Source organism: Yinghuangia sp. ASG 101 (genome assembly GCF_021165735.1).
Lineage (GTDB): Bacteria > Actinomycetota > Actinomycetes > Streptomycetales > Streptomycetaceae > Yinghuangia.
Genome location: NZ_CP088911.1, coordinates 7,271,681 through 7,292,799, shown reverse-complemented (window position 1 = coordinate 7,292,799; position 21,119 = coordinate 7,271,681). Strand labels below are relative to the sequence as shown.

Genomic DNA, 21,119 nt, shown 5'->3' with positions numbered 1-21,119 from the left:
ACCTCTTTCGGTTCGTTCGTGGGCCGCGCGGACGGCCCGGTCGTGGAGCAGCGTCCTCGCGGCGTAGCGCGCGGGCCTCGGGTTTCGATGCGTCAGAAGTACTGGCGGCTGAGCGTCTCGGCCACACAGGCGGGCCGCTCGGAGCCGTCGAGTTCCACGGTGGTGCGAAAGCGGAGCTGCGCGCCGCCGTCCACGTCGGTCACCTGGGCCAGCTCGGTGACTCCGCGCAGCCGGGAGCCGACCTTGACGGGGGCGACGAAGCGCACTTTGTCCAGGCCGTAGTTGACCGACATCCGGGCGCCTTCGACGCGGTAGTTCTGCACCGAGAAATACGGCAGCAGCGACAACGTCAGGTAGCCGTGCGCGATGGTGGCGCCGAACGGCCCCTGAGTGGCACGCTCTTGGTCGACGTGGATCCACTGGTGGTCGCCGGTGGCGTCGGCGAAGCGGTCGATGCGCTCCTGGTCGATCGTCAGCCAGTCGCTCGTTCCCAGGACGCTGCCCTGGGCCGCACGGATCTCGTCGAGACTGGTGAACACGCGCATGGTTCCTACTCCTGCTTCGGGACTTCGGGGCTTCGCGGCCTTCGGGAAAACGGGGCCCGGCGGAGCCGGCTCACATGTACCGGCCGCCGGTGACCTCGAGCACGGCACCGGTGAGGTATCCCGCGAGGTCGGAGGCCAGGAACAGCACGACGTTGGCGACCTCCACCGGCTCACCGGCCCGTCCCATCGGGATTTCGGCCATCTTGGCCTCCCAGGCGTGCGCGGGCATGGCCTCGGTCATCGCGGTCCGGATCAATCCGGGCTGAACGGCGTTGACGCGTATTCCGGCTTTGGCCAGTTCCTTGGCCGAGGCCTTGGTCAACCCGACCATGCCGGCCTTGGCGGCGCTGTAGTTCGTCTGCCCGAAGTTGCCGACCTTGCCGGAGATCGAGGAGATGTTGACGATGCTGCCGCGGCCGTGCGCGCGCATGGCCTCCGCCGCGTACCGGGTTCCGTTCCAGGCGCCGGTCAGGTGAACATCCAGCACGGTTCGGAAGTCCTCGATCGGCATCTTGCGCATCGTCGCGTCCCGGGTGATGCCCGCGTTGTTCACCATGACGTCGAGCGGCCCGAAGACCTCGGTGCCATGGGCGATGAGGGCTTCGACGTCGCCGGGATCGGTGACGTCGCAACGCAACGCATCGGCGGCCACGCCGTGTTCGCGCAGGCGGGCCGCGGCGTCCTTCGCGGCGTCACCGTTGATGTCGCCCACCAAAACCGACGCCCCGGCGTCGCCGAGGACTCTGGCGATCTCCCAGCCGATCCCCTGGGCCGCGCCGGTCACCACCGCACCGCGGCCTTCCAACATGCGCATACAGCACTCCCGGTCCGGAGCCGACACAAGCCCCAACATCACATCTACTTAGGTTATATCAGATAGATAATTAATCTAGACTATGCCGCAGAGGACGGCGCACCAGGCGCGAAAGGCTGCGTCACGCCCGTTCGGACGACCACAGGAGAGCTTTGTGAAAATCGTTGTCTGCGTGAAGTATGTGCCCGACGCGACCGCGGACCGCGGGTTCAACGAGGACGGTACGACCGACCGGGAGTCGGTGGACTCGCTGTTGTCCGAGCTCGACGAGTACGCGATCGAGCAGGCGCTGCGGATCGTCGAGTCGGGTGTCGAGGCGGAGATCACGTATCTCACGGTGGGGCCGGACGACGCCAAGGAGGCCTTGCGGAAGGCTTTGGCGATGGGCGGTGACAGGGCGATCCACGTCAACGACGACGACATCGCGGGCACCGACGCGCTGGGGACGTCGCTGATTCTCGCGAAGGCGATCGAGCAGGCCGGGTTCGACCTGGTGGTGTGCGGCATGGCGTCGACGGACGCGACGATGGGCGTGGTCCCGGCGATGCTCGCCGAGCGCCTGGGTGTGCCGCAGGTGACGGTCCTGGACGAGGTCGCGGTCGAGGGCGGTGTGGTGAAGGGCCGCCGCGAGGGCGACACCGCGACCGAGCAGGTCGAGGCGTCCCTGCCGGCGGTGATCTCGGTGACCGACCGCACGGGCGAGGCCCGGTTCCCCTCCTTCAAGGGCATCATGGCCGCGAAGAAGAAGCCGCTGGAGGAGAAGGACCTGGACGACCTGGGCGTCGACGCGGACCTGGTCGGCCTGTCGGCGGCGTGGTCGGTGGTGGACGCCGCGACGGCGCGTCCGCCGCGGTCCAAGGGCGAGGTCGTCACGGACGAGGGCGAGGGCGGCGTGCGGTTGGCCGGGTTCCTCGCGGCGCGGAAGTTCATCTGAGTCGGGTTGCACCGGACCTTCCCTTTCGAGATTTCCGGGCCACACCGGACAAGGAGTGACGCATCATGGGTGAGATCCTCGTTCTGGTCGACCACGTCGACGGAGCGGTACGCAAGCCGACGCTGGAACTGCTGACCCTCGCGCGGCGGATCGGCGAGCCGTCGGCGGTGTTCCTGGGCAAGGGCGCCGACGCGGCGACCGAGACGCTGGGCCGCTACGGCGCCGCGAAGGTGTACGTGGTCGACGCGGCCGAGGTCGACGACTACCTTGTCGTGCCGAAGGCGGACGCGCTGGCGCAGATCGCGCAGACCACCTCGCCGGCGGCGATCCTGGTGCCGTCGTCGAACGACGGCCGCGAGGTCGGCGCGCGTGTCGCGGTCCGCCTCGAATCCGGGCTGATCACCGACGCGGTCGACGTGCTCGCGGGGGAGGACGGGCCGCAGACCGAGCAGTCGGTGTTCGCCGCGACGTACCAGGTCCGCGCGCACGTGACGAAGGGCATCCCGGTCATCACGGTCAAGCCGAACGCCGCCACCCCCGAGGAGGCCCCGGCCACCCCGGCGGTCGAGCCCGTCACGGTGGCGTTCTCCGCCGCCGCGACGGGGACGCGGGTCGTCTCCCGCGCGCCGCGGGAGAAGTCGGACCGTCCGGAGCTGACCGAGGCCGACATCGTCGTCTCGGGTGGGCGGGGTGTGAACGGCGCGGAGAACTTCCACGTCATCGAGACGCTCGCCGACTCGCTCGGCGCCGCGGTCGGCGCGTCGCGCGCGGCGGTCGACGCGGGCTGGTACCCGCACAGCCACCAGGTCGGCCAGACCGGCACCCAGGTCTCGCCGCAGCTGTACATCGCCGCGGGCATCTCCGGCGCGATCCAGCACCGCGCGGGCATGCAGACCTCCAAGACCATCGTCGCGATCAACAAGGACGAGGACGCCCCGATCTTCGACCTCGTCGACTACGGCGTCGTCGGCGACCTGTTCAAGGTCCTCCCGCAGCTTGAGGAAGAGATCAACAAGCGCAAGTAGGCACGACAGGACCGACCGGACTCCGGAACCCACGGTGGAAGGGCTACGCATGAGCCTGACAGGACAGGTCGCCGTCGTGACCGGCGGAACGCGGGGCACAGGCGCGGCGATCACCCGCCGACTGGCGGCCGAGGGCTGCCATGTCGTCGTCGTGTACACCGGCAACGAAGACGCCGCCCGCGACGCGGTGCGCTTCCTCCTCGACGAGCGTGCCGGCTACGTCACCGGTTCCGTGATCACGGTGGACGGCGGGCTGAGCATGGGTGACTGAGCCGGGGTGCACGTCCCCGAAACAGGTCAAGGCCCCACCAGTGGTGGGGCCTTGACCGTAAGGGCGGTGAACCGTCGCAGGCTCGGCAGCGGGATCCGGCCACCGCTCCCCGTGCGACGGCTGTCGGGGAGCCCCCGATCAGTCGGTGTCGGCGGCCATCTCCGGGATCCGCACCTTGCGTTCGGTGACCACCGGATCGCCGCCCTGGTCGCGGTACTCGATGATCTGCTCGACGAACGCGAGAGTCTGACCACGGCGGTTGCGCTTGGTCCAGCGTCGGCCGTCTCGGATCACGGCGGTGAGGACGTCCCCCACACGCGGCGCCCGATGGAACTCGTAGTGCTGTTCGGCGTGCAGGCCACGGCCCGTACCGGGCGTACCCGGTTCCGCCCCCGAGCCGAACCACGGAGTACCGGGTTCGGGGCGCAGCCAGTACCCGGGTTCGTGGTGTGCGGCGGCGGCCAGGAAGGTCGGCGGGATGTGATCGCCCTCGCGGGGCAACCGGTCGGGTTCCGCGCCCAACGACCGCTCGAACTGCACGACGTGCCCGGGCTCCACGCGGAATCGCGGGACGAGCAGCCGGTCCGGCTCCGCCTCGGTCATCAGGACACCTCCTTGCCCGCACCGGTGGTCCACTCCCGCAGCAGTTCGCGCACCCGCACGGTGCCGTCCAGCGCCGCGCCGAGGTCGGCGGCGACGGGGATGAGGTTGATCTCCCGACACCCCGCTTCCACGTACGGCATGAGCTGGGCGGCGACCTGTTCGGGCATGCCGCACGGGGAGTACCGCTCGAAGGCGGAGAACGGCGTCCGGTAAAGCGCTTCCATGGACGGAGCCAGGTGGCTCGTCGCCTCGGCTTTGTCCCGGCCGAACCCACACCACACGTGCAGCCCGTGCTGCCAGCGCACGTCACCGCGACCGTGCTCGTCGGCCTGTTCGGCGACCTGGCCGGTCACCTCGGCGAAGCGGCGAGGGGACACCCACACCGCGAGCCAGCCGTCGGCGAGCCGGGCCACCCGGCGCACGGCGGACGCGGACCTGCCTCCCACGACCATGGGCACCTGGGGATCCGGCGCGGGACGCACGGCCACCTCGTCGAGGTCGAAGAACCCGCCCTTCGCCGTGACCGTCTCGCCACGCAGCAACTGCCGTACAACGGCGAGTGATTCGTCCATCCGCCGCCCTCGGGTCGCCGGGTCCACGCCGCAGGCGGCCACCTCCCGGCGGTCCTCTCCCCCGATGCCGGCGCCGAACACGAAGCGACCCGGCGCGAGTGCGGCCAGCGAGACGATCTGCCGGGCCACGGGCACCGGGTGACGCAGCGGCAGCAGGTAGACGGCAGTCTGGATCGACACCCGAGACGACGTCACCGCGAGCGCGGTGGCGTGCACCATCGCGTCGAAGCCCTGACCGCCCTGGAACGTGACGTGATCCCCCACGCACAACCGGTCGATCCCCGAATCCTCGGCGGTGGCGACGAACCGGCGCAGATGCGCCGCGTCGGCGTCGAACAACTCCCTCGGCGGGCGCATCCCCACGATCACGGTCATCGGCGTCCTCCAGGACATCTGTTTCATCTAGACAAGTTGAATCTATAGGGGCGCAGCGCTCGATTCCACCCGAGAATCCGCTAGATTAATGAGCTGTATCCTCGCACCCTGCGACCGGTCAGGAGTTGGCGTGTACCCAGCAACCTTCGCCGAAGCGGCGCCCGACCGGCCCGCCGTCATCATGGGCCGCAAGGCCGTCGTCCAGCCGTATGAGGACACGGCAGCGGGGTCCGAGTTGGCCGATCGCCTTCTCGCGCACTGCCGCGAACACCTCGCGGGCTACAAGTGCCCGCGCTCGCTGGAATTCACCGCCGAACCACTGCGCACACCGGCGGGCAAAGTCCGCATCGAGGCTCTGCGGGAGCGATTCGGGGCAGCCCCCGGGGCCTTCGCCCGGCGCTGACCTGCGACAGCCCCGGGCCCGACATTCATAGCATGCCTATTATAATGATCTAACCTTTTCTGTCAGCGCACCGGGAGGCGAGGCCGCCGTGGACACCAGCTATCCACCCGAGACCGAGGAGTTCCGGGCCGAGACCAAGGCTTTCCTCGCCGAGCAGCTTCCCGCCGACTGGGCCGGCATCGGCGCCCTGGACGAAGAAGCGGCCTGGGCCTTCGCCCGCGAGTGGCGCCACACACTGGCGAAGCACGGCTACCTCTCGCTCACCTGGCCCGAGCAGTACGGCGGACGCGGCCTGTCCAAGCTCCACCAAGTCGTGCTGATGGAGGAACTGGCCCTCGCCGGGGTTCCGTTCGGCCTCCCGCACGACACCTTCGGCGTCAAGATGCTCGCGAACACGCTGCTGCGCTGGGGCACCGACGAGCAGAAGGAGCGATTCCTGCCGCGCATCCTGAGCGGGCAGGACGTCTGGTGCCAGGGCTACTCGGAGCCGAACGCCGGCTCGGACCTCGCGTCGTTGACCACGCGCGCGGACCTGGTCGACCGTGAATGGGTCATCAACGGCCAGAAGGTGTGGACCTCGGGAGCCCACCACAGCGACTGGATCTTCGTGCTCGCGCGGACCGACCGGTCGGCGGCCAAGCACCGCGGCATCTCCTTCCTGCTGGTGCCGATCGACCAACCCGGCGTCGAGGTACGCCCGTTCCGCATGATGAGCGGTCACGAGCACTTCAACGAGGTGTTCTTCACCGACGCCCGCACCTCGGCGGACCTGGTCGTGGGCGGGCCGAACAACGGCTGGGAGGTCGCGCAGAGCCTCCTCGGAGTCGAGCGCGGCGAAGAAGCCGCCACCAACCCCATCCTCTTCAAGGCCGAGGTCGAGCGGCTGATCGAACTGGCCCGGCTGTACGGCAAGGACCAGGACCCGGTGATCCGCCAGCGGATCGCCTGGTGCTGGTCGAAGGTCGAGATCATGCGCTACCTCGGCTACCGGGTGCTCACCGGGTGGCTCAAGGGCGCCCAGCCCGGCCCGGAGTCGTCGATCTCCAAGCTCTTCTGGAGCGAGTACCACATGAAAGTCACCGACCTGGCCATGGACATCATGGGCCTGCACGGCCAAGTCCCGGTCGGACGGCAGCCGTTGCGGACCTACCGCACCGACGACCCCGGCGCGGCGAACACCTCCGGGTCCTGGGGGACGACGTACCTCATCGCGCGCTCGGGAACGATCTACGCGGGAACCTCCCAGGTGCAGCGCAACATCCTCGCGGAGAAGGTGCTCGGCCTGCCCCGTGAGCCGAAGGTCGTCGACGGCAAGCCCTGAGAAGCCGACACAACAAGGCCGCCACCCGAACGGCACCTGCCACACCGCACACCACCGAGCCCGGCCAGGGGCCGATCACCCCCTGGCGCGCCCCAAGAACGCCTGCCTTTCCCATCGAGGAGATTCCATGACGGATCGCTACGCCGCATTCGAGACCTTGCGGTTCGAGCGCCCGGCACCGGGCGTGCTGCGCCTCGTGCTCGACGCTCCCAACCTCAACGCCGTCGACCCCCGCATGCACGGCGAACTCGCCGACATATGGCCGGTGATCGACCGCGACGACGAGACCCGGGCTGTGGTCGTCCAGGGAGCCGGCAAGGCGTTCTCCGCCGGCGGAACCTTCGACTCCATCGACGAGATGACTGCCGACTACACCGTGCGCGCCCGGGTGATGCGCGAAGCCCGGGACATGGTCTACGGCGTCATGAACTGCTCCAAGCCGGTGGTGTCCGCCATCCACGGCCCGGCGGTCGGCGCGGGGCTGGTGATCGGCATGATGGCCGACATCTCCATCGTCGGCCGCAAAGCCAAGATCGTGGACGGCCACACCCGCCTCGGTGTCGCGGCCGGCGACCACGCCGCCATCTGCTGGCCTCTGCTGTGCGGCATGGCCAAGGCGAAGTACTACCTGCTCACGTGCGACGTCCTCACCGGTGAGGAGGCCGAGCGCATCGGCCTGGTGTCCCGGTGCGTCGACGACGACCAGGTCCACGCCGAGGCGCTTCGGGTCGCCACCGCGCTGGCCGAGGGCTCGGCCAGCGCGATCAGTTGGACGAAGCGGTCCCTCAACCACTGGTACCGCACGGCCGCCCCCATCTTCGAATCGTCGCTGGGGCTGGAGTTCTTCGGATTCGGCGGCCACGAGGTGACCGAAGGGTTGGCCTCGCACCGCGAGAAGCGCCGTCCCGATTTCGTCGGCATGGGTGAGAAGCACCCGCTGGACCTGTAGGCCGGAGCCTTCCGCCCCGGCCCCTCCACCACGATCACCTCCGAGAAACAGGAACCACCGTGACCGACACCAGTACCTCCCCGACCGGCACGCCCACCTCCGCATCGCCGTCCGCCGAACTTCTGGCCCGCGGCCGAACCTTCGAGGAGATGCCGGTCGGTCACGCCTTCCGCACCGCGCGGCGCACCGTGACCGAGGCCGACCTCGTCTCCTTCGTCACCTGGGGAGGCTTCAACGAGCCCCTGTTCCTCGACGCCTCGCACGCCGGGGAGGCGGGGTACACCGGCCGCCTCATCCCGGGCGCGATGATCTACGCGATCGCCGAGGGCCTCGTCCTCCAGACCAACGTGCTGCACGGCACCGGGCTGGCGTTCATGCACATGGAACTGACCGTCAAGCAGCCGGTGTACGTGGGCGACACCTTGCACGCGGTCGTGGAGACGACCGACGCCAGGCCGTCCAGCAAGGGCGGGCGCGGGGTCGTCACCAGCCGCATCAGCGTACGGAACCAGCGCGACGAGGAAGTGCTGGTCTACACACCGGTCCGACTGATCCGCGGCAAGGACTACCGCGCGGCAACGGACTGAAGGCCACGGTGGCACCCCGGGGCAGGCGGGAACCCACGTTGCCCGCCTGCCCGGAAGCCGTCCGGCAACCCGAGACGGCCACCGTCGTCGCCGCCCGCAAGCGGCTCGGCCTGTGAGGAGACGGTTGTGGAACTGGAGATCGCGCAGCAGGGCCGTACCCGGCTGCTCACCCTCAATCGCCCGAGCGCGCTGAACGCGTTCGACCCGGTGCTTTCGCGTCTGGTCAAAACCGCGCTGGAGGACGCCGACCGGGACTCCTCGGTCGCCACCGTCGTCCTCACCGGGACCGGTGAGCGTGCCTTCTGCGCGGGCGGGGACCTCAAGGCGATGACCACCGGCTCCGTCGACGACAACCGGGTCTTCTCGGGGATAACCCGGGCCGACCGGAGCAAGCCCGTGATCGCCGCGGTCAACGGGCTCGCCTACGGAGGCGGCTTCGAACTGGTGTTGTCCTGCGACCTGGTGGTGGCCGCGGAGCATGCGACCTTCGCACTCCGCGAGGTCTCCCACGGCATCATCGCCGCGGCCGGCGGACTCGTTCGGCTCAGCCGCCACATCGGTGACAAGCGGGCCATGGACCTCGCTCTCACCGGCCGCCCCATCACCGCGGAGACCGCGCTGTCGTGGGGGCTTGTCAACGACGTCGTACCGGCCGGCCGACTGCTGGAGACGAGCTTGGCACTCGCCGAGTCGATCAACCGGAACGCCCCGCTCGCCGTGCGGGCGAGCAGGGCCGTCATCGAGGCGAGCGCCGCCTTCGACGAGGCGACCGCCTGGCGTGTCAACGACGAGCAGAACCGGTTCATCGCCGGTACAGCGGACGCCGCCGAGGGCCCGAGCGCCTTCGCGCAGAAACGGGCTCCCGTCTGGTCGGGACGGTAACGCTCAGGACGGTGACGCGCGCGGCGGTCAGTCCAACGCGAACATCGCTCGCAGCCGCTCGCGAAGCGTGTGTCTCAGCACCTTCTTCTTGTCGCTGTGCCGGAACCGTGGGTTGCGGTCTTACCCGCGCTCCACAGGCCGGTACGGCCAGTCCGGCCGCCTTGGCGACGTTGACCGCCGCGTTGATGTCCCCGTCCTGGACGGCTCCGCACGCCTCGCACGTCCATTCCCGGGACGCAGAGCGGTCTCGGGCCGTCCTTCACGCCGCACTCCGAGCACACCTGCGACGTGGGTTCGCACCGGCCGATCCGGATCAGGGTCCGCCCGCACCGGGCGGCTTCGTACTCCGGCATCGTCACGAACGCCGACCAACCGGCGTCGTGCACCGACTTCGCGAGGCGCGTGCGGGCGAGTCCTTTTCGCCGCTCGATCGAGGCCCACGGCCCGGCGGCGGCGCTCTTGTCACCGTGAGCCCTTCGGGAGCGGACAGCGTGCGTTCATCCTGGACTAATCAGTGAGCTATTTGTACTGTATCTTGCGCCTCCCTGGGCCGCCGGCATGTCTTCGGGGAGGCCGCAAGGTCCCAGCGCAGCGTGGGTGGCACCCGCCGTCGGCAGGCCGTACGGGCGAGGTTGTCGGGCCGGCCGTGACCGGCGACGGGTTTTGGTGGATCCGGACCGCCGCGCGGCGGTCCGGTCTGAGGATGGGGCAGTCCATGCTGGAAATCGACAACGATCTCGCGGACGTCCGGGCCAAGGTGCGGCGACAGGCGCAACGCACCATCGAGCCGCTGGTGGCCTCGATCGACCGCACGCAGGAGTTCTCCCCCGAACTGTGGCAGCGGCTGCGGGAGTTGGAGATCTTCTCGCTGCCGTTCGACGCGGAGTGGGGTGGCGCGGGCGGGACCTTCGGCGCCTTCATCGCGGCGGTCGAGGAACTCGCGCGCGTAGGGGCGATAGCGGCGCTGTATCCCGGCACGACGATCCAGGTGGCCGACACACTGCTGCGGTTGGGGACTCCCGAGGCCGTGCGGCAGTGGGTGCCGCGCCTGGTGTCGGGTGAGGTGGTCGCGTCATGGGCGTTCACCGAACCGCAGACCGGTTCCGACCCGCGTCAATTGCGGACCCGGGCACGCCAGGACGGGTCCTCCTGGGTTCTTGATGGAAGCAAGCAATTCATCTCCTACGCGGGCGCCTGCACGGTGGCCCTGGTCTTCGCGCGAACCCCCGGCGACCGCGTCGGCGCCTTCCTGGTCGAAGCGGGGACCCCGGGATGGTCGGTCGGGCCCGCGGTCGAGGTCCTGGGCCTGGGCGGCGGTGGCGCGCGACCGGTCTATCTCGACGGGGTGCGGGTGCCACGCGAACACGTGGTCGGCGACCCGCACGACGGTTTCGAGGTCATGCTCGCCGGCGAGGCCCGGGGCAAGGTGCGCGCGGCCGCGATTTGCGTGGGGATCGCGCAGCGCGCCTTGGACGAAGCCGCGTCGTACGCGCTGTCACGCACCCACCGGGGGGTGCCCATCGGACGAAGGTTCGCGGGCATCCAGGGCCACCTCGCGGACATGCAGGCGAACATCCTGGCGGCGCGCGCACTCGTCCACGCGACAGCGCACATGGTCGACGACGGCCGCCCGGTGACACGGGAGGCGGCGGCGGCCCGGCTGGTGGCGGGACGAACGGCGCACGAGGCGGCGAGCTCGGCCCTCCAGGTGTGCGGCGCGTACGGATGGACGCGCGAGATGGTCGTCGAACGACTGTTCCGGGAAAGCAAGTTCTTCGAGGTGACCCAGGGCTCGGCCGAGATCCAGCAGGCGATCGTGGCACGGGAGGTCCTCGACAGCGCCTCCGCGTGACCTGGTCGGCCCGCGCCGGTACGGGTGCCCCACACCAGCGCGGCGACTCCCGAGCACGCGGCGACGACCACGCGTCCCGCTCCTCGGACGTCGATGGGCGGGCACAGGCGCGGCGCCGGGTGTTCGTCGGCGATCCCCGCCCGCACCTCTCCGCCTCGTCGCCGTCGCGCATCCCGGCGCAAACGAAAGCCCGCGTCACGGCGGTTCCCGGTCCCGTCCGCCGCCGCCTCCGGCGTGCGTCCCTCGGACGGCACCGTCCGAGCAAAAAATGAACCCTAAGAAACTAAGTATAAATATTCAGCGAATACGTCTTTACCGGGGTGTCTGCTCGCTGTTAGCTTCACCGCACGCCCGGACCGGTGCGGCACGCGCACTCGGGGGACTGCCGGCCCGGGCACAACCGGGCTCCGTCCGGGAAACCTCATCCAGTCGCGAACTCCCAGGGAGTCGAACGCACCATGAAAAGATCACGTCGCGTCATCGGGGCTTACCTCAGTGCCGCTGTCTTGGTCCTGGCCGCCTGCGGCTCCGGAGACGACTCGTCGGACGACGACGCCGCGACCAACCCGGCCCTCACCAAGTCGGAGATCAAGCTCGGGCTGATCGTCTCCCAGACCGGGAACAGTTCCTCCTCCGACAAGAGCGGCGCCGGCAGCGCCAAGGCATGGCAGCAGTGGGTCAACGCCAACGGCGGGATCGCCGGTCACCCCGTGAAGGTGGTCGTCAAGGACGACAAGGGCGACGGCGCCACCGCCACCACCGCGGCCAAGGAACTGCTGGACGACCCGAGCATCCTGAGCATCACCGCGCAGGCGGCGAACACCGAACAGCAGGTCGCGGCCGTCCTCAGCGGCAAGGACGTCCCGGTGGTGGGCGCCACCGGCTACCAGACCGCGATCTGGGCCAAGCAGCCCAACTACTTCCCGGTCACCTCCCAGGCGTTCCCGGCCACCGTGGTCTCCCAGCTGGCCTCGGCCAAGGCGGTCGGTGCCACGAAGTTCGCGTCCGTCTATTGTGCCGAGGTCGCCGCCTGCAAGGAGGCCACCCCGCTGCTCGAACCGGCCGCCAAGCCGCAAGGCGTGCAGTACACGGGCTCGATCGCCATCTCCACGTCCGCCCCCAATTACACGGCGGAATGCCTGAAGATGATCGACCAGGGCGCCGACTTCATCCAAATCGCGGTTGCCCCGTCCGCCGGGAAGAAGCTCATCGCCGACTGCCAGGCGCAGGGCTACAACGGCTACTTCGGGGTCACCGCGGGCGCGGTCAACGCCGACATGATGAGCATCCCGAACGTGAAGATGTCCGGCGGCATCCAGGGCTTCCCGTGGTGGACGGACGACGCGCCGGTGGTGACGTTCCGCGACGCCATGAAGCAGTACGCGTCCGACGCCGACTACGAGAACCCGTCGGCCACGGCGGTGTGGGCCTCGCTGGAAGTCGTCCGCAAGTCCCTGGCCGCGGTCGGCGACGCGCCGACGCGTGCGGACCTGACCGCCGGCCTGCACGCCCTCAAGGACGAGGATCTCGGCGGCCTGCTCGCCCAGAAGGTCACCTACATCCCGGGCCAGGGCACGCCGATCAACTGCCTGTGGCTGTACAAGCACGAGGACGGCAAGTTCACCAGCGCGGCATTGCCCGGTCCGTCCGGCAACAGCATCTCCGAGGGCACGCTGAAGTCCGACTGCTTGACCTCACCGACGGGCTGAGGGCCCAGCGCCATGAATGACATTCTTCCGTTCCTGGTAAGCGGGTTGGCCATCGGCTCGGTGTACGGCCTCGCCGGCGCCGGGCTGGTGGTCACCTACAAGACGTCCGGGATCTTCAACTTCGGGCACGGGGCACTCGCGACCATCGCCGCGTACCTGTTCTATTGGCTGCACATCGACCAGGGGCTCGGCTGGCAGTTGTCGGCGGCACTGACCGTGCTGGTGGCCGGCCCCCTGCTCGGCCTGCTGATGGAACTGGTCTCGCGGCGCCTGGCGGAACAGCGCATCGCGATGAAGATCGTCGGGACCGCCGGCCTGATCCTCCTGGTGCAGGGGCTCGGATCCGTCAAGTACGGCCCCGATCCCCGCAGTGTGCCGAGCTTCCTGCCCAAGGCGGAGGAGTCCTTCCGTGTCGCCTCGGTCAACGTGCAGTACAAGTATGTGTTCACCACCGTGATCGCGGTCGCCGTGGTCGCGGCGCTGTGGGCGCTGTTTCGCTTCAGCCGGACCGGCCTGGCGATGCGGGCCGTGGTCGACGACCCGGACCTGCTCGACATCAAGGGCACCAACCCGGCACGGGTCCGCCGGGCGGCGTGGATCATCGGCTCGATGTTCGCGTCGCTGTCGGGTGTCCTGCTCCTGCCCCTGATGGGCCTGGAACCGATCGCGCTGACCTTCCTCGTGGTCACCGCATTCGGGTCGGCCGCGGTGGGTGCCTTCACCAGCATCCCGCTGACATTCGCCGGCGGCCTCCTGGTCGGTGTGGCCGCGGACGTGAGCAAGAAGTACGTCCTGGACGTCACCTGGCTGTCGGGCCTGCCCTCCAGCCTGCCGTTCATCGTGCTGTTCGCCGCGCTGCTGTTGACACCGCGCCGCAAACTGACACCACCATCGGTGTTCGAACGCCGTCCACCGTTGCAGTGGCACGCCCCGGCCCGTATCCGGCTCGCCACGGCGGTGGCGGTCATCCTGGTCCTCACCCTGGTGCCGACATTCGCGGGCAGCAAGCTGACCTTCTACACGGTCGGGTTGACCCAGGTCGTGATGTTCATGTCACTGGGCCTGCTGGTGCGTACCTCGGGGCAAGTGTCGCTGTGTCACGCCGCGTTCGGTGCCATCGGCGCGGTCGCCTTCTCCCAGTTCGCGGTGGACCACAACATTCCCTGGGTGATCGCCCTGTTGTTGGGGGCACTTGTCGTGGTCCCCGTGGGAGCCATTGTCGCCATACCCGCGATCCGCCTGTCCGGGCTGTTCCTGGCGTTGGCCACCCTTGGCTTCGGCATCATGGTGGAGCGGCTGTTCTACCCGCTGGACTGGATGTTCACCTCGGTCAGCACCGGCCGTCTGATGCCGCGTCCGTCGTTCGCCGAGGACGACAACGCCTACTACTGGTTCGTCCTTGCCCTCGTGGTGGTGATCGGCGTGGCGACCGAGGCGGTGCAGCGCGGGCGGTTGGGCCGGATGCTGCGGGGCATGGCGGAAGCTCCGGTGGCCGTGTCCACCTCGGGCCTCAGCACCAATGTCACGAAGCTCATCGTGTTCTGCGTCTCGGCGTTCATCGCCGGCCTCTCCGGCATCCTCTACGGGGCCACGCTGCACTCGGCCGGCACCACCGACGTGCACTACTCGTCCTTCCAGTCGGTCGTCCTGTTGGTGAGCCTGGCCATCGCCCCCTTCGCGGCGCCGTGGTACGCGGTCTTCATCGGCATGACGGCGATCATCCCGGCCTACTTCACCAACGCCGACACCAGCTACTGGATGAACGCGGCCTTCGGCTTCTTCGCCGTACAGGTGGCCATGGCCGGCGGTGCCCCGCCCATGCCCGCACGGCTGCGCGCGGCGCTGGACCGGCTCGGCGGTCGGCGGGCGGACGGCGAGGGGGCACCCGCCGACTCGGCGGAAACCGCGGCAGAGTCGGTCGACAGCGCTGACACGGGCAAGGACGTCGAACGCAAGGACGTCGGGGACAAGGCTGCCCAGGCCAAGGGCGCCCAGGCCAAGGACACGCGGGACAGGCACACCGGTGACCGCTCCCCGCGGACCCAAGAAGGCGAGGGCCTGCGCGTCGACGGCGTCAGTGTGCGCTTCGGCGGGGTGACCGCCGTCGACGGACTGACCCTGAACGCCCCGACCGGCCGGATCACCGGCCTCATCGGTCCGAACGGAGCCGGCAAGACCACCACCTTCAACGCCTGTACGGGCCTCATTCGCCCGTCCGAAGGGCGCGTGCACCTGCACGGACGCGATGTCACCCGGTTCGCGCCCGCCGCACGCGGCCGCGCCGGGCTGGGGCGCACGTTCCAGATCATGAACCTGTGCGACTCCCTCAGCGTCGCGGAGAATGTCGCCCTCGGGCACGAGTCCGGCCTGGCCGGTGCGCGCCCGCTCGCCCAGCTCGCCGCCTCCCGTAAGGAGGCACGGGCGACCAAGGCCGCCGCCGAGGAGGCCCTGCGCCTGTGCGGGATCACGCACCTCGCGCGGGCGCAGGCGGGCGCGTTGTCCACCGGGCAACGGCGTCTGGTGGAACTCGCCAGGTGCCTGGCCGGCGGCTTCGACGTGCTGCTCCTGGACGAGCCCTCGTCCGGGCTGGACCACGAGGAGACCGCCAGGTTCGCCGAGGTGCTGGAACGGGTCGTGCGCGAGCGCGGCACGGGCATCCTGCTGGTGGAGCACGACATGGCGCTGGTGATGCGGGTGTGCTCGTACATCTACGTCCTCGACTTCGGCAAGCTGCTGTTCGAGGGCGACGCCGACGCGGTTCGGTCCTCGGACATCGTGCGCGCGGCGTACCTGGGCGAAGAGGACATCGACCCGGCGCACCAACTCCAGGAGGCTCCCTCATGACCGGGACGGACACCGCCGCCACGACCGCTTCCGCGGCACCCGCCGAATCCGGTACTCCGGTGCTGGCCCTGCGAGGTGTACACGCCGGCTACGGCGACACGACCGTCCTGCGGGACGTCGACCTTTCCGTCGCCCCGGGCGCGGTGGTCGCGTTGCTGGGTGCCAACGGCGCGGGCAAGACAACGCTGCTGCGGACGGTCTGCGGCCTCAACCGGGCCACGGCGGGCAGCGTCGAGCTGCACGGCACAGACATCGCACGGCTCCCGGCCCACCGGCGCACCGCGCTGGGGTTGTGCCACATCCCGGAGGGCCGCGGGGTGTTCCGCAGCCTCACCGTACGGGAGAACCTGTACCTCCAGGCCGAACCCGGCCGGAACGCCCAGGCGATCGAGGCCGCGGTGCAGGCGTTCCCCGCACTCGGGAAACGGCTCGACAGTCCCGCCGGGACGCTCAGCGGCGGCCAGCAGCAGATGCTCGCCATGGCACAGGCACACGTCCGTGATCCCAAGCTGGTGCTGGTCGACGAGGCCTCGCTCGGACTGGCACCGGTCGTGGTGGACGAGGTGTTCGCGTTCCTCCGGCAGCTCGCCGACCGCGGCACCGCGCTGCTGCTGGTCGACCAGTTCGTGACGCGCGTGCTGAAGATCGCCACACACGCGTACGTGCTGCGACGCGGGAGGATCGTCTACGACGGCACACCCCAGGAACTGCGGAGCGGCAGCGTGTTCGAGCAGTACATCGGGGCCGCGTAGGAATGACCCGGTTGAGGAGGGGCCGCCGCGCCAACGCGCGGCGGCCCCTCGTCGGTCAAATCTGATCCTCGGCGGGACCGTCGAGGCCGGGAACACCGTCCACCAGGACAAGCCTCGGTGCGATCGTTGTGACACTCCGGTCGGCGGCTTCTCGCATGACCCCGTCGGCCGTCATGCCGCGAAGCGCCCGGAGCGTGTGCCGGGTGGGCGGCATCATGTGCAACTCCCCCGCGTCCGCTTGGCGCCACGCTTCGTCGGCGGGCAGCCAAAGCGCCCGGTCCGCCTCCCCCGCGAGGCCGCGCTCGCTCTGGCCCTTCGGCAGGAGGGCGACGAAGAACCTGGTGTCATACCTCCTCGGTTCGAACTCCGGGGTGATCCAGTGCGCCCAGGCTCCGAGCAGGTCCGCCCGCAGCACCAACCCGCGTTCGCGCAGCAGGGCCCCGAAGGAGATGTCGCCCGCCTCAAGCCGGGTTCGCGCCTCCTGGAACCCCGGGGCCCGCGTGTCCTCGACGACCGTCGCGGTGTCCGGCCCGGCGAGCAGGACGCCGGTCTCCTCGAAGGTCTCCCTCACGGCGGCCACGACGAGCGCACGGGCCAGCCGCGCGTCGCAGCGAAAGCGTTCGGCCCACTCCCGGGCCGGTGTTCCCGCCCACGGGACTGTCTCGTCGAAGTCCGACTCCTGCACCCCGCCGCCCGGAAAGACGTGCATGCCTCCGGCGAACGCCATCGACGCCTGCCGCCGCATGAGGAACACTTCGAGTCGCCCCGCACGCTCACGGAGCACCACAATCGTGGCCGCGTCGCGCGTCGGCGCCACCCTCCCGTCCCAGCCCTTGAAGTGTCCGAGCAGACGGGGGGACAGCGGCCTCATCGACCGCCCACCCGACGTGTTCCCGATGCCTTCACAGCCCGCGTTCCACGCATCCCGACTCCAGGTCTTCGTATTCAGATGAATGATTGATCTTTACTCTATGGATCTGGAACGGACCACAGGAGGAGACACTGCTCACGGCAGCCTCGCCACACCCGTCCGCACCCGTCACCCCGCGCTGCGTCCGCCGTCCGCGATCCAGCACTGGCCGGTGATGTAGGACGCCTCGTCCGAGGCCAGGAACAGAGCGAGGTTCGCGATCTCCTCGGGAGTCCCGAGCCTGCCCATCGGGATGCGGCCGGACAACATTTCCAACAACTCCGGCGGACTGCCGTCGAGAATCGCCGTCTTCGTCGTCCCGGGGCACACCGCGTTGACCCGGATCCCGTCCTTGACGTACTCCAGGGCGGCCACGCGGGTCATCATGATCTGCGCCCCCTTGGAAACGATGTACGGCGAGGACTCCGGCGTCGCCCGGAACCCTCCGATGGACGCGGTGTTGACCACCGACGCCCCGCCCTCGGCAAGCAGCAGGAGAGGCAGCGCGTGCCTCAGCACCACGTACGAGCCGCGGACGTTGACCGCCATGACCCGATCGAACTCCGCCATGGGCATCTCGTGGATACGCGCCCGGCCGCCGCTGATCCCGGCGTTGTTGGCCAGCACCTCCAGCCGCCCGAATCGCTGGCGGCAGAACTCGATGAGACCGCGGACGGACTCCTCGTCGGCGACGTCGCAGGAGTACGGGTGCACCACACCGCCCGCCTCCGCGGCCACCTCCTCCTGGGCACCGGTCACATCGGCCGCGACCACCCGCGCGCCCTCGCGCGCGAAGCGCAGCGTGATCGCCCTGCCGATACCCGAGCCGGCACCGGTCACCAACGCCGTCTTGCCCTCAAGACGCCCCATCACCATGTCTCTCCCTCATTCTGTTGTCCGGTCCATGACGGTCCGGGACGCACGGCACGACCCGGCGCGCGGTCACCGCCGCGGCGCCTCCGGCACTCAGGCCGGGACACCGCCGTCCACCGCGAGCACCGCACCGGTGGTGTAACTGGACGCGTCGGACGCGAAGTACAGGGCAGCGCCGACGATTTCGTGCGGTTCCCCGCCGCGCCCCAGCGCGAAGGTCCGCGCGGCGTGCGCGTCGAACGCCTCGCGGTCCCAAGCCGCGCTCACGTCGGTGAAGAACCCGCCGGGCATGATGGCGTTCACCCGCACCGACGGCCCGAAGGCCTGGGCGAATGACGCCGTCATGCTGTTCAGTCCGACTTTGGCCGCCGCGTACGGGATGACGTCCTTGTTGGGGTGCACCGCCCCGATGCTGCTGATGTTGAGGATGGAGCCGCCGTCACCCGCCGCCATCCGGCTGCCCACCTGGGCCATCAGCCGGAAAGGCCCCTTGAGGTTGACTCCGAAGACCTTGTCGTACAGGTCTTCGCCGACGTTCGACACGTCCTCGTACAGGGGCGACATCCCGGCGTTGTTCACCAGCACGTCCACCCGCCCGAAGTGCTCGTAGACGGTGTCGACCATGCGGTCGATGTCGTCCCAGTACGCCACATGGCAGGCGACGGCGAGCGCCCGGCGGCCGGTCGTCTCGCGTACCTGGTGCGCCAGTTCCTCGCACGCGGCGAGCTTGCGACTGGCGATCACCACGTCGGCGCCCGCCTCGGCGAAGGCCAGCACCATCTCCCGGCCCAGTCCCCTGCTTCCCCCGGTGACCAGGGCCACGTTGTCGGTGAGATCGAAGATGGCAGCCGCACTGCGGTGGTTTTCCATGGGTGTGCTCCTAGCCTTTCGCTTGATCGGGTCCGGTCGGCCCGGTCGGTTCGATGCCGTCGGCGTTCCTGCGACCGGGGAGTCCACCGAGCGCCAGGATGCGCTCGATGTAGCGCCGCACGTACTGCTGGGCAAGCGCGCCGTCACCCGCGACCACCGCCTCGACGATCTCGGTGTGCCGCCGGTGCAGCCACGCTCGTTCCGCCACGCTCAGTCGCCGCACGCCGTAGTCCAGGCACAGTTGGGCGACCACCCGCAGGAACAACTCGGCGGCCGGATTCCCCGACATGCGCGCCATTTCCACGTGGATGTTGGGGATCTCCGCCGGATCCGGGCAGTCGGCTTCTCCCGAGGCCGCCAGGACGGCGCGCAGCCGGGTCGCGCCCTCGGCATCGATCGACTCCGCCAGGCGGGCCACTGCGGCCGTCTCCAGCGCGACCCAGACTTCACACAGGTCGCGGATGCGCACACCGCGGTAGTCCAGGAACAGGCGCGCGGCACCGAGGACGGCGTCCGCGTCCGGTGCGGTGACGACGAGTCCGCCCCCCGGCCCCGGGCGGCGGCGTGCCACACCCTCCGCCTCCAGCAGGCGTACCGCCTCGCGCAACACGGAGCGCCCCACACCCAGTTGCCCGGTCAGGGACGCCTCCGAACCCAGGACAGCGCCGACCGGCCAGCCCCGCTCGATGATCATCCGCTCGATGCGGCGCGCGGTGCGCGCGGCCAGGTTGCGCTCGCTCACCGGCGGCGGTGCGGGCGACGGCACGGAAACCCTGCTCATGTTCTTCTCCGACGTCCGGCTGCCTTCCCCGAATGGGGCGGACACCTATTGGCGGGACACAGGCGCACGTTGGCTGGATACAGCAACGTTGCCCCATGAGTTTAATCATGCTATACAGCTAACTCATTCAGCAATATCTGCACAAGGTTTGGCCGGCGTCGACGCCGTCGAGCGGTGTTCACCCGCCCCGCCCCTCGCCCCCTCGCCCTACGGGAGGCCCACCATGTCCGCATCCCCCTCATCCGACCGCCCGCCGCGGCCTCGGCTGGACGTCGACGAGCTGCGCTCACGGGCGAGCACGGCATCGGGACGAGATGTGCACCGCCCGCACGAACTCCCGGGCGGCGCGTCCAGCCTCACGTTTCTGGCGCACTGGACCGAGAACGGCGATGATCCGCTGGTGCTGAAGGTGGCACCGCCCGGAGTCGCCCCGGTACGCAACCGGGACGTGCTGCGCCAAGCCCGGATCCTGCGCGCACTGGCCGGCACGCCGGCCATCCCGGTCCCGCGGGTCCTGTTCGAGGACTCCGGGAACCCGCCGGAGTCGCCCCCGCTGTTCGGCATGTCCTTCGTGCCCGGTGAATCCCTCGAACCACATATCGACCCCGACGTCGTCCTTCCTTCCGCCGCCGACATCACCGGCCGTGCACGCGACGCCGCCGAGGCCCTGGCCGCCCTGCACCGGGTGACGCCCTCCGCCGTCGGATTGGGCGACGAGCCGGCCGGCACCCTGGCGGACGAAGTCGACCGCTGGGCCCGGCTCTTCGCGACCGCGCCACCCGAGCTGAGCGAAGGCGCCGACCACGTGGCCGAACGCCTCGCCGCGTCCGTTCCGGCGGCGCTGCCCGCCACGCTGCTGCACGGCGACTACCGACTGGGCAACACCTTGTGCGAGGCGGGAAGCCTGCGCGCGGTGATCGACTGGGAGATCTGGTCCGTGGGGGACCCGCGCATCGACGTGGCCTGGTTCCTGCTCACCGCCGACCCGTCGGCCCACCCGTCCGCGGTCCGCAAGGCACCCGGCATGCCCGGACCCGACGCCCTGCTGGAGGCGTACCGCGACGCGGGCGGCCCCGGCACGACCGGTCTGGACTGGTTCCGTGCACTGGTGCTGTACAAACTGGCCGCCGCCTCGGCGCTCATCGCCAAGAACGCGGCACGCCGCGGCGACCCGGGCGGCTTCGGCGCACGAGCCGCCCGCCAACTCCCGGACATGATCGCGCGGGCCCGCGCCGCGATCGGCTGAT

21 protein-coding genes and 1 pseudogene are annotated in these 21,119 nt (G+C 69.8%); 13 read left to right on the top strand and 9 right to left on the bottom strand.

Translation table 11 applies throughout. From position 1 onward, the window contains the following. Positions 1-92: 92 nt before the first annotated feature. Positions 93-545 carry a MaoC family dehydratase gene (locus tag LO772_RS31190; protein WP_231775373.1) on the bottom strand — a complete coding sequence of 151 codons (453 nt, stop codon included), beginning with the start codon at positions 543-545 and terminating at the stop codon, positions 93-95. Between the two features lie 70 nt (positions 546-615). After that, the gene (fabG, locus tag LO772_RS31185; protein WP_231775372.1) at positions 616-1,359 is read right to left on the bottom strand and encodes a 3-oxoacyl-ACP reductase FabG; all 744 of its coding nucleotides are present in this window, start codon (positions 1,357-1,359) and stop codon (positions 616-618) included. Positions 1,360-1,531: 172 nt separating this feature from the next. Here fabG and LO772_RS31180 point away from each other — a divergent pair, with 172 nt between their 5' ends. The 3 genes from LO772_RS31180 to LO772_RS31170 all read left to right on the top strand — a co-directional run bounded on the left by LO772_RS31180 (position 1,532) and on the right by LO772_RS31170 (position 3,589). Beyond that, positions 1,532-2,293, top strand: a complete 762-nt coding sequence (locus LO772_RS31180) for an electron transfer flavoprotein subunit beta/FixA family protein (RefSeq protein ID WP_231775371.1) — start codon at positions 1,532-1,534, stop codon at positions 2,291-2,293. Positions 2,294-2,358: 65 nt separating this feature from the next. After that, entirely contained in the window at positions 2,359-3,318 is a 960-nt protein-coding gene (locus tag LO772_RS31175) for an electron transfer flavoprotein subunit alpha/FixB family protein (protein WP_231775370.1), read from the top strand. A 49-nt stretch (positions 3,319-3,367) separates the two neighbouring features. Continuing rightward, positions 3,368-3,589: an SDR family NAD(P)-dependent oxidoreductase gene (locus LO772_RS31170; protein WP_231775369.1), complete on the top strand. Its 222-nt coding sequence runs from the start codon at positions 3,368-3,370 to the stop codon at positions 3,587-3,589. A gap of 138 nt (positions 3,590-3,727) precedes the next feature. Here the strand turns inward: LO772_RS31170 and LO772_RS31165 are convergent, their stop codons facing one another. Together LO772_RS31165 and LO772_RS31160 are read right to left on the bottom strand one after the other, a co-directional pair. Continuing rightward, positions 3,728-4,192, bottom strand: a complete 465-nt coding sequence (locus LO772_RS31165) for an FAS1-like dehydratase domain-containing protein (protein ID WP_231775368.1) — start codon at positions 4,190-4,192, stop codon at positions 3,728-3,730. After that, complete coding sequence (locus LO772_RS31160) at positions 4,192-5,139, bottom strand: LLM class flavin-dependent oxidoreductase (RefSeq protein ID WP_231775367.1); 948 nt, start codon at positions 5,137-5,139, stop codon at positions 4,192-4,194. The genes LO772_RS31165 and LO772_RS31160 overlap by 1 nt, the downstream gene beginning before the upstream one ends. Positions 5,140-5,269: 130 nt before the next feature. Between LO772_RS31160 and LO772_RS31155 the strand changes: the two genes are divergently transcribed. The 5 genes from LO772_RS31155 to LO772_RS31135 all read left to right on the top strand — a co-directional run bounded on the left by LO772_RS31155 (position 5,270) and on the right by LO772_RS31135 (position 9,281). Further along, positions 5,270-5,542, top strand: coding sequence for a hypothetical protein (locus LO772_RS31155; protein ID WP_231775366.1), 273 nt, complete (start codon positions 5,270-5,272; stop codon positions 5,540-5,542). Positions 5,543-5,630: 88 nt separating this feature from the next. Continuing rightward, complete coding sequence (locus tag LO772_RS31150) at positions 5,631-6,863, top strand: acyl-CoA dehydrogenase family protein (RefSeq protein ID WP_231775365.1); 1,233 nt, start codon at positions 5,631-5,633, stop codon at positions 6,861-6,863. Between the two features lie 127 nt (positions 6,864-6,990). After that, positions 6,991-7,812, top strand: coding sequence for an enoyl-CoA hydratase/isomerase family protein (locus tag LO772_RS31145; protein WP_231775364.1), 822 nt, complete (start codon positions 6,991-6,993; stop codon positions 7,810-7,812). A gap of 59 nt (positions 7,813-7,871) precedes the next feature. Further along, positions 7,872-8,399 carry an FAS1-like dehydratase domain-containing protein gene (locus LO772_RS31140; protein WP_231775363.1) on the top strand — a complete coding sequence of 176 codons (528 nt, stop codon included), beginning with the start codon at positions 7,872-7,874 and terminating at the stop codon, positions 8,397-8,399. 126 nt (positions 8,400-8,525) lie between these two features. Continuing rightward, positions 8,526-9,281 carry an enoyl-CoA hydratase-related protein gene (locus LO772_RS31135; RefSeq protein ID WP_231775362.1) on the top strand — a complete coding sequence of 252 codons (756 nt, stop codon included), beginning with the start codon at positions 8,526-8,528 and terminating at the stop codon, positions 9,279-9,281. Here the strand turns inward: LO772_RS31135 and LO772_RS31130 are convergent. Next, positions 9,202-9,700: pseudogene (locus tag LO772_RS31130) on the bottom strand (zinc ribbon domain-containing protein); the annotation flags it as partial. The gene LO772_RS31135 and the pseudogene LO772_RS31130 sit on opposite strands and share 80 nt — an antisense overlap. 296 nt (positions 9,701-9,996) lie before the next feature. On the opposite strand from LO772_RS31130, the gene LO772_RS31125 reads away from it, so the two are divergent. The 4 genes from LO772_RS31125 to LO772_RS31110 all read left to right on the top strand — a co-directional run bounded on the left by LO772_RS31125 (position 9,997) and on the right by LO772_RS31110 (position 16,438). Next, complete coding sequence (locus LO772_RS31125; protein WP_231775361.1) at positions 9,997-11,133, top strand: acyl-CoA dehydrogenase family protein; 1,137 nt, start codon at positions 9,997-9,999, stop codon at positions 11,131-11,133. A gap of 458 nt (positions 11,134-11,591) precedes the next feature. Further along, positions 11,592-12,842, top strand: a complete 1,251-nt coding sequence (locus tag LO772_RS31120) for an ABC transporter substrate-binding protein (protein ID WP_231775360.1) — start codon at positions 11,592-11,594, stop codon at positions 12,840-12,842. A 12-nt stretch (positions 12,843-12,854) separates the two neighbouring features. Further along, positions 12,855-15,686 carry a branched-chain amino acid ABC transporter permease/ATP-binding protein gene (locus LO772_RS31115; RefSeq protein ID WP_231775359.1) on the top strand — a complete coding sequence of 944 codons (2,832 nt, stop codon included), beginning with the start codon at positions 12,855-12,857 and terminating at the stop codon, positions 15,684-15,686. Continuing rightward, positions 15,683-16,438, top strand: coding sequence for an ABC transporter ATP-binding protein (locus LO772_RS31110; RefSeq protein WP_231775358.1), 756 nt, complete (start codon positions 15,683-15,685; stop codon positions 16,436-16,438). The genes LO772_RS31115 and LO772_RS31110 overlap by 4 nt, the downstream gene beginning before the upstream one ends. A 55-nt stretch (positions 16,439-16,493) precedes the next feature. Here LO772_RS31110 and LO772_RS31105 read toward each other — a convergent pair whose 3' ends face one another. The 4 genes from LO772_RS31105 to LO772_RS31090 all read right to left on the bottom strand — a co-directional run bounded on the left by LO772_RS31105 (position 16,494) and on the right by LO772_RS31090 (position 19,872). Next, positions 16,494-17,309 (bottom strand): NUDIX hydrolase, encoded by an 816-nt coding sequence (locus LO772_RS31105; protein WP_231775357.1) that lies wholly within the window; start codon positions 17,307-17,309, stop codon positions 16,494-16,496. Between the two features lie 168 nt (positions 17,310-17,477). Then, complete coding sequence (locus tag LO772_RS31100) at positions 17,478-18,218, bottom strand: SDR family NAD(P)-dependent oxidoreductase (protein WP_231775356.1); 741 nt, start codon at positions 18,216-18,218, stop codon at positions 17,478-17,480. Between the two features lie 96 nt (positions 18,219-18,314). Beyond that, positions 18,315-19,091, bottom strand: coding sequence for an SDR family NAD(P)-dependent oxidoreductase (locus LO772_RS31095; protein WP_231775355.1), 777 nt, complete (start codon positions 19,089-19,091; stop codon positions 18,315-18,317). Positions 19,092-19,101: 10 nt separating this feature from the next. Next, positions 19,102-19,872 carry a FadR/GntR family transcriptional regulator gene (locus LO772_RS31090; protein ID WP_231775354.1) on the bottom strand — a complete coding sequence of 257 codons (771 nt, stop codon included), beginning with the start codon at positions 19,870-19,872 and terminating at the stop codon, positions 19,102-19,104. A 223-nt stretch (positions 19,873-20,095) separates the two neighbouring features. Here LO772_RS31090 and LO772_RS31085 point away from each other — a divergent pair, with 223 nt between their 5' ends. After that, on the top strand, positions 20,096-21,118 hold the full coding sequence (locus LO772_RS31085) for a phosphotransferase family protein (protein ID WP_231775353.1): 1,023 nt from the start codon (positions 20,096-20,098) through the stop codon (positions 21,116-21,118). The last annotated feature ends 1 nt before the right edge of the window (position 21,119 follow it).

What these genes read in the sequence shown, in the direction of transcription:
- LO772_RS31090 (WP_231775354.1), bottom strand. Translation starts at nt 19,872, where the DNA reads ATGAGCAGGGTTTCCGTGCCGTCGCCCGCACCGCCGCCGGTGAGCGAG.
- LO772_RS31175 (WP_231775370.1), top strand. Translation starts at nt 2,359, where the DNA reads ATGGGTGAGATCCTCGTTCTGGTCGACCACGTCGACGGAGCGGTACGC.
- LO772_RS31100 (WP_231775356.1), bottom strand. Translation starts at nt 18,218, where the DNA reads ATGGGGCGTCTTGAGGGCAAGACGGCGTTGGTGACCGGTGCCGGCTCG.
- LO772_RS31190 (WP_231775373.1), bottom strand. Translation starts at nt 545, where the DNA reads ATGCGCGTGTTCACCAGTCTCGACGAGATCCGTGCGGCCCAGGGCAGC.
- LO772_RS31125 (WP_231775361.1), top strand. Translation starts at nt 9,997, where the DNA reads ATGCTGGAAATCGACAACGATCTCGCGGACGTCCGGGCCAAGGTGCGG.
- LO772_RS31120 (WP_231775360.1), top strand. Translation starts at nt 11,592, where the DNA reads ATGAAAAGATCACGTCGCGTCATCGGGGCTTACCTCAGTGCCGCTGTC.
- LO772_RS31165 (WP_231775368.1), bottom strand. Translation starts at nt 4,192, where the DNA reads ATGACCGAGGCGGAGCCGGACCGGCTGCTCGTCCCGCGATTCCGCGTG.
- LO772_RS31085 (WP_231775353.1), top strand. Translation starts at nt 20,096, where the DNA reads ATGTCCGCATCCCCCTCATCCGACCGCCCGCCGCGGCCTCGGCTGGAC.
- LO772_RS31145 (WP_231775364.1), top strand. Translation starts at nt 6,991, where the DNA reads ATGACGGATCGCTACGCCGCATTCGAGACCTTGCGGTTCGAGCGCCCG.
- LO772_RS31095 (WP_231775355.1), bottom strand. Translation starts at nt 19,091, where the DNA reads ATGGAAAACCACCGCAGTGCGGCTGCCATCTTCGATCTCACCGACAAC.
- fabG (WP_231775372.1), bottom strand. Translation starts at nt 1,359, where the DNA reads ATGCGCATGTTGGAAGGCCGCGGTGCGGTGGTGACCGGCGCGGCCCAG.
- LO772_RS31170 (WP_231775369.1), top strand. Translation starts at nt 3,368, where the DNA reads ATGAGCCTGACAGGACAGGTCGCCGTCGTGACCGGCGGAACGCGGGGC.
- LO772_RS31105 (WP_231775357.1), bottom strand. Translation starts at nt 17,309, where the DNA reads ATGAGGCCGCTGTCCCCCCGTCTGCTCGGACACTTCAAGGGCTGGGAC.
- LO772_RS31160 (WP_231775367.1), bottom strand. Translation starts at nt 5,139, where the DNA reads ATGACCGTGATCGTGGGGATGCGCCCGCCGAGGGAGTTGTTCGACGCC.
- LO772_RS31115 (WP_231775359.1), top strand. Translation starts at nt 12,855, where the DNA reads ATGAATGACATTCTTCCGTTCCTGGTAAGCGGGTTGGCCATCGGCTCG.
- LO772_RS31110 (WP_231775358.1), top strand. Translation starts at nt 15,683, where the DNA reads ATGACCGGGACGGACACCGCCGCCACGACCGCTTCCGCGGCACCCGCC.